The organism is Mesorhizobium sp. WSM4830 (assembly GCF_055811495.1).
The window spans coordinates 43,621-55,465 of record NZ_JBVVQI010000035.1 but is presented as its reverse complement, the minus strand read 5'-3'; the positions used below and the strand labels follow the sequence as shown (position 1 = coordinate 55,465).

Genomic DNA, 11,845 nt, shown 5'->3' with positions numbered 1-11,845 from the left:
CACGATCAACCATCCGCGAATCTCCCGTAGCGACCAACACTACAGAATCACCAATCAGATTCTGTGCAAAGGCCTCCCCTTGCGGGAGAAGGTGGATCGGCGCGCAGCGCCGAGACGGTTGAGGGGTGCTGGACGGAGTGAGGCGCCAATGATCCTATCTGCCGTGCGCCGAAATCCGGATTTTGGATGAAGATTTGCGCCAAGTTGGAGCACCCCTCATCCGACCTCGCTTCGCGAGGCCACCTTCTCCCACGAGGGGAGAAGGCAAGCCGCGTTGCTCAGGCGGCTTCGTTCACCGGACGGCTGAGGCGGCGGACCTCCTCGTCGTTGAGCAGGCCGCCGGCGCGCAGCAGGCTGGCGAAGCGGCCGTTGCGCAGCGACAGTTCGGTGAACCCGCCCATCTCGACCACCCGCCCCTTGTCCATGAACACGACCAGATCGGCATCGCGAACGGTGGTCAGGCGGTGGGCGATGATGAAGGTGGTGCGGCCGCGCCGCAACTCGTCGATGGCGTCCTTGACGCGGTCTTCCGTCTCGACGTCGAGCGCGCTGGTCGCCTCGTCGAGAACCAGGATGGGCGCGTCCTTCAGCACGGCGCGGGCGATCGCGATGCGCTGGCGCTCGCCACCGGACAGCTGTCCGCCGCGCTCGCCGACGACCGTGTCATAGCCCTCGCATTTCGACAGGATGAAATCCTGGGCGGCGGCGGCATTGGCCGCAGCATGGACCTCGTCATAGGTCGCCTCCGCACGGCCGACGCGGATGTTGTCCTCGATCGAGCGGTTGAGCAGGCCGGCATCCTGGAAGACGGTGGCGATCGAATGGCGCAGCGACTTGCGGGTCACCGTGCGGGTGTCGATGCCGTCGATCAGGATACGGCCGCTGGACGGGGTGAAGACGCGCTGCAGAAGGTTGATGAGCGTCGTCTTGCCGGCGCCCGTCGGGCCGACGATGGCGACGGTCTGGCCGGCCTGGACCTCGAACGACGCGTCGTCGACGCCCTGCCCGGAGTTGCCGAACTCGAAGCAGACATTCTCGAAACGCACATGACCCGTGACGTTGACGAGCTCGCGCAGCCCATCGGGCTCGGCGGCATCGGAAGCGGAGTCCTCGAGATGGTAGAATTCCTCGAGCTTGGCGCGTGCCTCGGAAATCTGGTTGGCGAAAGCCGACATCTGGTCGAGCCGGGCAATCAGCAGCGTGGCAAAGCCGGTAAAGGCGATGACGTCGCCGATGCGCAACTGGCCGTGCGTCACCAGATAGGCGCCAATCAAGAGCACCACCATCATCGAAATCGTCGACGACAGGCGGTGCAGCGCGTTGGCCATCGCCCACCAGTCGAGCACGGGATTCTGTGCGTCGAGCAGGTTCTTGACGTAACGCTTCAGCGCCTCGGTCTCATGGCCGATGCGGTTGTAGCTTTGCAGCACGGCGACGTTGCTGACCGAGTCGGTCACATGCGCAAACACCTTGTGGTAATGCCGCTCAACGGCCGCCTGGCCTTCCTTGGTGCGCCGCATCACCAGCCGCCCGATGCCGACATAGAGCGCGCCAAGCGCCAGCAGCACCATCGACATGCGGATATCCATGCTGAGCGCGGTGGGCACCAGCAGAACCAGCGCCACCGCGGTCGACAGATGCTGCCGCATGAATTCCAGCCAGAGGCTGAACAGGGTCTCGACCGCGCGCAGGAGCGTGTGCAGGGAATTGGAGGTGCCGCGCTGATGATGCCAGGCAAGCGGCATGGTGATCACGCGCTCGAACGACTGGCAAAGAACCTCGCTGCGCCGCTGGTGGGCAAAGCGGTCGGCGCCGCGCGCCACCAGCACGAAGGCGATGATGTTGAACGCGCCGAGGCCGGCCCACATTGCGAGTGTCGCGAATACCGAGCCGCGGTCCGAAATGGCATCGATCACCCGGCCGAACATGATCGGCTCGAGAATGGCGATAATGGCAAGCGCGACATTCGCCCCGCAGATAAACGCAACGCGTTTCCTGTCGGCAGCGAGATAACCAAGGGCTCGCCAGTAGATTTGCAGAAGTGACACTTCAGCTACTCCGCCAATTATTTATGGTGCAGTGCGTCATTTTTTGACTCGTATCGGTTGACGCGTCGCAAAACAATGCTCGTCTACCTCTTCCGTTCCCATTCCGCGAACAAAAGATGACGACGCTTCGAAATTTGCCGTGATCGTCTAACAGTTTGAGATAAAAGGTGAAATGTCAGCGTTGCGGCAAAATCATGGCAGCTGGAAAGCACTGCCACAATTTTAATCAGCAAGACCCTGGGCACGACGTCTAAAGTCGTGTGCAGGCATTCAGCAAGTTCAAAGGCAAATATAACCGATAGAGGCACTTGGAGCGCCCGTGCGTGCCCTGGGGAACCCTGAGCGACGCTCCAAGCCCTTGAATCTAGGTCGGTATTCTGACGACCACCTCGGCACTATCTCCGGCTTTTGGCTCGAAGGACGAAGATTTGGTCTTCGTGCCATTCACTTCAAGTGAGATGGCCCGGGCCTTTTTGTCGCGGACGACGCGTACTTTGATCTCGGCGCCCAGCATCTTCAGGGTTGCCGAATAGCCGTCCCAATGGCTGGGAAGTCTCGGCGTGAACTGGAGGCGCTGTCCGCGGCGCTCTATGCCGAGAATGCTCTCGACCGCAGCGCGATAAAGCCAGCCCGCCGACCCGGTATACCAGGTCCAGCCGCCTCGGCCGCCCTTGTCTTGCCCGGAATAAACATCGGCCGCGACGACGTAGGGTTCCACCCGGTAGCGCTCTGCCGCGTCTTCGTCGAGCGCATGGTTGACCGGATTGAGCATCGAAAGGCAACGGTAGGCATCGTCGGTGCGACCCATCTCGGCGAGCGCTATGACGAACCATGTTGCCGCGTGCGTGTATTGGCCGCCGTTTTCACGGACGCCCGGCGGATAGCTCTTGATGTAGCCCGGATCCTTTTCCGTCTTCGAGAAGGGCGGCGTGAACAGTTTGACGATGTTGAGGTCGTCGTCGACGAGCGCTTTCATCGCCTGCCCCATTGCAGTCGTCGACCGCGCCGGGTCGCCCTCGCCCGAAAGCACGCTCCAGGACTGGGCGATCGAGTCGATCTTGCACTCGTCCGATTTGCGCGAGCCGAGCGGCGTGCCGTCGTCGAAGCTGCCGCGCCGATACCACTCGCCATCCCAGGCGGTGCTTTCCAGCGCCCGCTTCAGCACCTCGGCGTGCTTTGTCCAGGCTTGCACGCGCTTGGCATCGCGCTCCGCCTTGGCGACAGCGGCAAAGTCGCCGAGCGTCTTCAGCAGGAACCAGCCCAGCCACACGCTCTCGCCCTTGCCGTGCTCGCCGACGCGGTTCATGCCGTCGTTCCAGTCGCCGCCGAGGATCAGCGGCAGCCCGGCAGGGCTGCTGCGCTTGACGGCAAGATCAAGCGCCCGCGCGCAATGGTCATAGAGCGAGGCTGTCTTCTTCGAGATTTCCGGGATGAAGAAAGCGTCGTGCTCGCCTTCTCCCAGCGCCTGCCCTTCGATGAAGGGCAGTTGCTCCTTCAGGATCGCGGTGTCGCCGGTCACCAGCAGGTAGCGGGCCGTGGCGTGGGCCAGCCAGACCACGTCGTCCGAGATCATGGTGCGGACACCGGCCTCGGTGCGCGGCAGCCACCAATGCTGCACGTCGCCTTCGGGGAATTGCCGCCGCGCCGCGTTGAGGATCTGATCGCGCGCCAGCCTGGGGTCATGCGCCAGCAAGGCCAAGGTGTCCTGCAACTGATCGCGGAAGCCGAAGGCACCGCTCGCCTGATAGAACGCAGAGCGGGCACGGATGCGGCAGGCCAGGCTCTGATAGGGCAGCCAGTGATTGACCATGGCGTCGAGGGCCTTGTCCGGCGTCTCGACCTGGATTGTGTCGAGAAAGCCGCGCCATGTGCGCTGGTTGTCGGCCAGCCGCTGATCGAAATCCCTGGAGCGATGGGTCTGCACCAGCGCGCTGGCCTCCGCGGGCGAGGCCGCGTCGCCGAGCAGCCAGAGCAGCGTGACGTCGCCACCGGCAGCGATGTCGATGTCGCGTGCGATGGCCGCGCAGGGGTCGTCGCCAGCCTCGACACGGCCCGACAGGCCGGCGCCGCTCAGCACGGCATGCGGAAACTCGCTCGTGCCTTGCCTGCCGATGAACTCGCCGCGGTCGGCGGTGACCGAATGCACCGCACCGTCGGCGGCCAGAAAGGCGATCCGCTCGCCGAAATCGAGCCCATAGGGATTTTGCGCCAGCAAGGCGCCGGTCGCGGCATCCCTCGACGGAACGATGCTTGCAGCGGTGCGCGAGCGATGGCCGCCAAGAACCCATTCCGCATAGGCATAGATACGCAGCCGCATCGGCACCGAACCCGAATTCTGGATGCGCAGCCGCGATATCTTCACCGGATCGACGGGATCGACGACATGGGTCAGGTCCATCGACAGCGGCCCGCGCTTTGAGCGGAACGTCGAAAAACCCTGCCCGTGCCAGGTTTCGTAGGTCATTGTCGGATCACGCACCACGGCAGCCATTGGCGAGAACGCCCTGCCACTGGCATGATCGTAGATATAGATGCCCTCGCCGGGCCGGTTGGTGACCGGATCGTTCGACCATGGCGTCAACTGATAGTCGCGGCTGTTGCGACTCCAGGTGAACGCAGCGCCTTCAGCCGAAATGTGGAACCCGAACGATGAGTTGGAGATGACGTTGATCCACGGCTGCGGCGTCGTGCGCCGGCCGGCAAGACGCACGACGTAGTGGCGTCCGTCGCCGTCGAAGCCGCCGAAACCGTTCCATTGGTCGAGCCCGCTGCCGTCGACGCGGCCCTCGATCAGTGCCTGGGCGGCAGATGCTTGCGACGTCGGCACCGGCAAGGACGGCTCGCGAAGCGCTGCAAGGTCTGCCGGCTGGAGGGCGGCGTCCCGCGCCTGCAGTGCCGCGGCCTCGGCGCGCTCGATCTGGTCGAAGATGGTGCCGTTGCGCGTATGCAGCACCACCCGAGCGACGGCGAGCAAGGTCCTGTAGGTCGTTTCCTCCATCAGATCGCGGCGCACCGCGAAAATGTGCTGGCGGGGTCCGAGCTCCTTGCCGCGCAGCCGGCTGTTTTCGCACAGCGTCTCGACCGCGCGCTGCAGGTCCTGCACGTAGGATGACGCCTGCTCGTTGACGACGACAAAATCGATCATCATGCCGCGAGCGCGCATGTATTCCTGGAAGCGAAGCGCCTGGGCGACGATCTCCAGATCGGCGACATCGGCGATCCTGACCAGGAAAATCGGAAAATCGCCGGATATGCTGGTCGGCCACAGGCTGGACTGCCTGCCGAGCCCGGAAACGATGGATTCGCCGGGAAGGCGCAGGAACGGATCGGGATAGATCAGATAGCGCGCCAGCTTCTGCACATTGGCGGCGTCGGACAGGCTGAGGCCAAGGTGCCGGGTCTGCACCTGCGAGCGCGTCCAGGCGAGCATCGCCTGGCGGGCGAAGCTTTCGGGATGGTCGAGCCGGGCGATGGCGGCATCCAATTCGGCGCGATGGGTACCGACGACGGTCCAGAAGGTCAGCGAAATCTTCTTGTTGGCCGGCACGCGCACCTGCCGGCGAAGCGAGGCGATCGGATCCAGGGTGAAGCCGGAATGGCCGCCAAGCTTGGCGCCGGGATCAAAGGCAGCCGCCTCGGTGATGGTGCGGCCGCGGCCGATGAAAGCGCGCCTGTCGGTTTCCGCCTCGGCGTCTCGCGCCGATCCAGACGGGTCGGTGACGAAATGCACCATGGTGACGTCGGGCTCGTCCTTCTCGCGCTTGCGTCTGGTGGCGAAGATCGCGCCGTTGTTCGGCGCGATCTCGGTCTCCACGAACATCTTCGAAAAGGCCGGATGGGCATTGTCCGAGGGCTCGGAGCCCAGCACCAGTTCGGAAAACGAGGTTACTTCGATATGCCGGTCGGCGGGGCCATCATTGTGGAGCGTCACCCGTCGGCCCTCACCATTGCCTTCCGAGATGACGATACACTCGACTTCCGAACGCAGCGATCCGATCGATTTGACGAAGCTCGCCTTGTCGTCGGAAAACAGCGTCTGCGCACGCTCGCCGGCGGCGCGCTTCGGCTCGGCGGTGGCCGACCACCAGTCGCCGTTGCTGGCGTCGCGCAGGAAAATATAGGAACCAAGGCGGTCCTCGGTCGGATCCGGCTGCCAGCGCGTGACGGCAAGTTCGCCCAAGCGGCTATAGCCGGAGCCGGTGGCGGTCACCATGACCGAGTAGCGGCCATTGGACATGACACTGGTCGAGCGCAGCGCCCTGAGCGGATCGAGCACGATGCGCGTATCCGGGCTTTCCAGCTCGGTCTCGTCCTTCGAGCGCTCGTCGGCCTCGGTCCTGACGGTCGCGGTCGGGATGTCGCGCGGCGCCCTTTCCTGCAGCAGCAATTCGGCCGACTCGATCACCGGATCGCTGTGGAAGCGGTCGCGCAGGCGCCCTTCGAAGATCGCATCGGCAACTGCGGCAATCGACATGCCGGAGTGGTGGGCCATGTAGTTGAGCACGACGGCGTGGTCGGTGCCCTCGGGGACGCGTTGCGGCGTGAAATCCACCGCGTCGTAAAAACCGTGCCGGCCCAGTGCGCCCAGCCGCCTCAGCCTGGCCAGGTTCTGCACGGATTCATGCGGCGTGAACTGCGCTGCCAGCACGGTCGCGTAAGGCGCGATCACCGTATTTTGGCCAAGGCCGCGCTTCAGGCCGAGCCCGGGCACGCCGAAATTGGTGTACTGATAGGTCAGCTCGCGGTCGCGCGCGTTGTAGGCCGCTTCCGAGATCCCCCAGGGAACGTTCTTCGAACGGCCATACTGGATCTGGCGCTTGATGATCAGCTTGCTGGTCTGGTTGAGAATGCTGCCTTGCGGCTCCTTCATCACCAGCGGCGGCATCAGATATTCGAACATCGAGCCGGACCAGGACATCAGTGCGCCCTGGAAGCCGATCTCAACGATCGGCCGGCCGAGCCGGAACCAGTGCTCGGTCGGCAAATCGCCCTTGGCGATGGCGAACAGGCTGGTCAGCCGCGCCTCGGAGGCCAAAAGGTCGTAGCAGCTTTCGTCGAGTTGATGCTCCTCGACCCGGTAACCGATCGACAGGAGCTTGCGCTCGGGCCGCATCAGGAACGAGAAATCCATCTCGAAGGCGAAACGGCGTGTGCGCTCGCGCAAGGTCAGAAGCTTGGCCCGCAATGCAGCGACGGCGTTTTCGTCGCTGTGCGCGTCGTGCACATGCGCCTCGCAGGTGGCTTCGAGCCTGGCCGCCCAATCGGCGATGGTGTCGCTCTGGGTCGATGCGGCCTCGGTGTGGATGGCTGTCGCGAGCTTGCGTATCTCGCCGGCCAGGACGGCCAGGTTGATGGTACGGATCGACGCCATCTCCGGCTGCGCCTTGATCAATTCGACCGCCCGCCGCATGCCGTCGAGACGGTCGGCGAGCCGCTGGCGCAAGGGCCGCAATTGACGCCGGTCGTCGGGCAGTTCCTCAAGGCTTTCGTCGAGGATGGTGACGGTGTCGAGGATGCCTTCGAAGTCGCCCTGCACATGCACCGACGGCGCTTCGGCCCATTCGGCGCAGGCAGCGGCCACGGCCACCAGATGGCCGGCGAGATTGCCGCTGTCGACGGCAGAAATGTAAAGCGGATAGAGCGGCTTCAGGGTCGTCGTGTCATACCAGTTGAAGAGATGGCCGCGGTCGCGCGGCATGCTCTCGATGGTCGACATGGTCGCGTCGATGCGGTTGACGGCGTCGGAGAGGCTGATCCAGCCGAAATCGCGCGCCGAAATCACCGACAGCAGGTAGACGCCGATATTGGTCGGCGAGGTGCGGGGCGCCACAACGGGGGCCGGGCTTTCCTGGAAATTATCCGGCGGCAGATGGTGATGCTCGGCCGTCACGAAGGTCTCGAAATAGTGCCATGTACGCCGCGCCACGGTGCGCAGCGCGTGGATGTCGGCGGCCGATATGCGCAGGCGGTCCTCGGTTTCGGCCGAACGGCTGATCCAGCAGGCGATGGCGGGCGAGCCGATCCAGAACAAGGCAAAGAAGAAGGCCACGAAGGCGCCGGTGGAATCGGCCAGCACCGGGACAGCGAGGCCGACGACGCCGATGATCACCGCACCGTACATGATGCTGTAATAGGAGCCGAGATCGTTGTCGCCGCCCTTGTGTGCCTGCGAGGCGGTGCGCCATTCGAGCAGGTTCTGGCGGCTGACGAACAGGCGGTAGAGCGTGCGGATGATCGCGTCGCCCATCATCCAGGCCAGGTGCGCCATCAGCACGATCTTCAGCGCCACCAGGGCGGTGCCGAAGGCAACGTCGCGTGCCAGCGCCGAGAAATGGCCGCGCGGCGTCTGATCGCCGCTCTTCGGCAGGATGGCGTTGACGATGTCGAAAGTGGGCGCCATGAACAGCGTAAGGATCAGCAGCGCCTGCCATTGCGCGGCCTGCGTGAAGGGCAGCAGCGTCCAGCCGGCGATCGCGGCCATCACCCAGAAGATCGGCGTCACCGAGCGGCGAAGATTGTCCACCATCTTCCAGCGCGACAGCGCCGGCACGTTTGAGCGCGGGCCGAGGATGAAGCCCAGAAGCTGCCAGTCGCCGCGTGCCCAGCGATGGTGGCGCGACGCGTCGACCGAATAGCGGGTGGGATAGTCCTCGACCAGTTCGACGTCGGTGACCAAAGCCGAGCGCGCCAGTGCGCCTTCGAGCAGATCATGGCTGAGGATGGTGTTTTCCTCGATGCGGCCCTTCAGTGCCGCCTCGAAGGCGTCGACATGGTAGAGACCCTTGCCGGTGAAGGAACCGTCGCCGAAGATGTCCTGGTAGAGATCCGACACGGCAAAGACGTACGGATCGAGCCCGCGATTGGCGGAAAAGACACGCTGAAAGAACGACGCCTCGTCGCCACTGGTCAGCGACGCAGTGATGCGCGGCTGCAGGATGGAATAGCCTGCGATGACCTCGCGCCGGGCCACGTCGAAATGCGGACGGTTGAGCGGGTGGCAAAGCTTGCCGGCCAACGCGGCGACGGCGTCGCGGGTGGTGCGGGTGTCGGCGTCCAGCGTCATGACGTGGACGACGCTCTCCGGCAATGGCACTTCCAACGGCAGGAAGGTGGTGTCGCTGTCGCCGCGCAGCAGAAGGTTCAATTCGTGCAGCTTGCCGCGCTTGCGCTCCCAGCCCATCCAAACGCCTTGCGACGCGTTGTAGAGCCGGCGCCGATGCAGCAGATAAAAGCGCGGCGCGCCTTCCGAGGGATAGCGGGCGTTCAGCCTGGCGATTTCGGCACGGGCGAATTCGAGGATTTCGACATCCGCCGTATCGATCTCCGTCTTCGAGTCCGGCCAGTCGGAAAGCAGCGCGAAATAGACCTCACCCGCCGTGTTGGCGAGGTGATGCACCTCGATGTTGCGGATGTTCTCCTCGACATCGTCGCGCGAGCCGATCAGCGACGGCACCACCACCAGCGTCCGTGCCTCGGCCGGCACGCCGTGCCTGAAATCATAGCCGATGAGACGCGTCGGCTTCAAAAACAGCGAGACGACGGTGTTGAAGAATGCGAGCGCGCCTTCGCTGGCCGGCACTGCGAACAGGGCCAGCATCAGGACGATCGACGGCACCGACAGGCCGAGATTGGCAAGCGCATTGCCGGAAACGACCAGAAGCAGGACCGTCAGCGCAAACACCGGCACGACGATGCCCAGCCACCCGGTCTTGCGGAACGTCCGGGTGATCGTCTTGCCGATGGTCGGCCGGTAGCCGATCGACCGCTCGAGCTCCATCCGGCGCGGGCCGACCAGAAAGAAGCCGACGTCGGTGTGAGCGATCGGACCGGTTTCGGAGCCCGGTGCATCGGCAGCATGGCCGGCGAGTTCGATCGCCCTTTCGGCAACGCGAAATTCGGAAAGGTCAGAACGGCGTGCCAGCTCCTCGATGGCAGTCCGGTATTGGTCGCGCGAAAAGAAATCGAGCGCCGCGAAATCGGTGCGTTCGCGCAGCAAGGTGTCGATGCGGCTGACGCCCTCGAACCACACCGTCCAGTCGATGTCGTTGATGAGGCGCAGGCCGCGGATGATGTTGCCGGTGGTCACGTTGCCGCTGGACAGCGTGTGGTGCTCGCTGAGGATGATCTCCTCGGCGTCGGAGCCGGTCCTTTCCAGCTCGCCCTCCAGCCATTCCAGCGCCCTGCCGGCATTTTGCGAGCCGTCGCGCAGCCGGTAGAGCAACTGGGTGGCGAAGGTGGTGTCCTGCGCATGGGCGCTGTAGTGGGAAAGTATCGCCTGCCGGTCGGCGCTGTCGTCCGTCGCCAGCACACGGTCGGCGACCTCGTTGGCGATCTGGCGCAGTTCCCGCGTGCGATTGACGCGGACCGCGATGCGGCGAAGGTTCTCGATCAGGACGAAGCGCAGCAGCGACGGCAGCGCCCATAATTCGCCGATCTTCAGCGGCTCGACGGACTGGAAGCCTTCGACGATCGCCTTGAACATGGCCGACGAGACGGAACTGTCGGAATGCGCGACATAGGTCCATGCGACCGCCAGCGCGCGCGGCACGCTGGATCCATCCGACAGTTTCAGCGTCGGCAGCTGACGGTAGAAGCGGCGCGGCAGGTCGCGCTTGACCTGAAAAATGGTCTCCTCGACCAGATAGTTGTTGTCGAGCAGCCACTGCGCCGCAGGCGTGATCGTTTCGCCCCTCGCCTGGGCAGCGTTGGTGGAACGGTAGACATCGAGAATCTTCCTGGCGCTGTCGCGGATGCGCGCCTGAAAATCGAAAGGCGTCAGACCGAACAAATCCTTGGCATCGCCATTGGCAAGGGCTGCGCCCAATGCGCGCAGCCGATCTTCCGGCAGGAAATTGGAGCGTATCGGCTCGTCGGTGACAGCCGGGAAGCTGGCGCTCGTCTTTTCGATTTGTGCGAGATTGGTCTGGATATTCATCTAAGGTTCCGTGTTGGGGACGCAGTGCGGCGTCACCGCCACGGCAATGTCCCTAAAACCGGTCCAAATGCAATTGGTTGCATCGCAACACTTGGCCGAATGTTTGTTTCCGCACCACGACAAGGTGTCGTCTTTCGACAAGTTCCAGGCGAGCGCTCCGAGCATCGTTTCGGCTTCTGATCGGCGGAAGATTCAGGCTTTTTCGTGATGCAGCGACCAGCTTACGCGATATTTGGCCGGCATCGCGATCATGTTTGGAAACAGGCGTTAATCGTTGCCGGCAAAGAGGTCGATGCGGATCACGAACAGCATCGCCGGCCGGACGGGATCCAGGTGCAGTTCAGGTGCTTGCCGCCCGAGCAACAGCGCATCGAGCGGCCCAAGTTGCATGGGCGCCGCGCCGGCCACCCTGAGTTCGCCGTTGAGGGGCAGGATGAGCGTTGCGTCGGCTTCGGCCTGGATTTTCGTCGGAGCCGAAATCAGCAGGCGCTCGACCGTGTGGGTCGCCCGGGCGCGGCGGGTCATGACGTTGAGGTCGGTGATCGGACCGGCGATCAGCGTCGCTTGCGTCGGCACGTCGGCCGGAAAGACAATCGGTACGGAAGCCTTGGTGATTTCGACCGGCGGCCGGCCGGCGATATCGAGGACGATGCCCTCGCCTTCCAGCAAGGCCAAGGTCCGGTCGACGCCCGCGAAGCCGGAGAACGGCCCGCTGCTCTCGACGCGCGCCATCGAGACGCGCCAGTCGAAATCGTCGAGCCCGGCACCTGGCGGCGAGACGGCAATCTCCGTCGTCACCCCGCCACCGTTCTTCCATGGCATCGAGCGGTATTCCGAGGCCCGAAGGATGCGCAAGGCGCGG

3 protein-coding genes are annotated in these 11,845 nt (G+C 64.1%); all 3 read right to left on the bottom strand.

Going from position 1 to position 11,845, the window contains the following annotated elements; all coding sequences use genetic code 11:
• Window positions 1-278: 278 nt before the first annotated feature.
• Complete coding sequence (locus AC0L2Y_RS29740) at window positions 279-2,048, bottom strand: glucan ABC transporter ATP-binding protein/ permease (protein WP_352566279.1); 1,770 nt, start codon at window positions 2,046-2,048, stop codon at window positions 279-281.
• A gap of 364 nt (window positions 2,049-2,412) precedes the next feature.
• Window positions 2,413-10,983: a glycoside hydrolase family 94 protein gene (locus AC0L2Y_RS29735; RefSeq protein WP_473561383.1), complete on the bottom strand. Its 8,571-nt coding sequence runs from the start codon at window positions 10,981-10,983 to the stop codon at window positions 2,413-2,415.
• 267 nt (window positions 10,984-11,250) lie between these two features.
• Complete coding sequence (locus tag AC0L2Y_RS29730) at window positions 11,251-11,838, bottom strand: HutD/Ves family protein (protein WP_352490125.1); 588 nt, start codon at window positions 11,836-11,838, stop codon at window positions 11,251-11,253.
• Window positions 11,839-11,845: the final 7 nt, after the last annotated feature.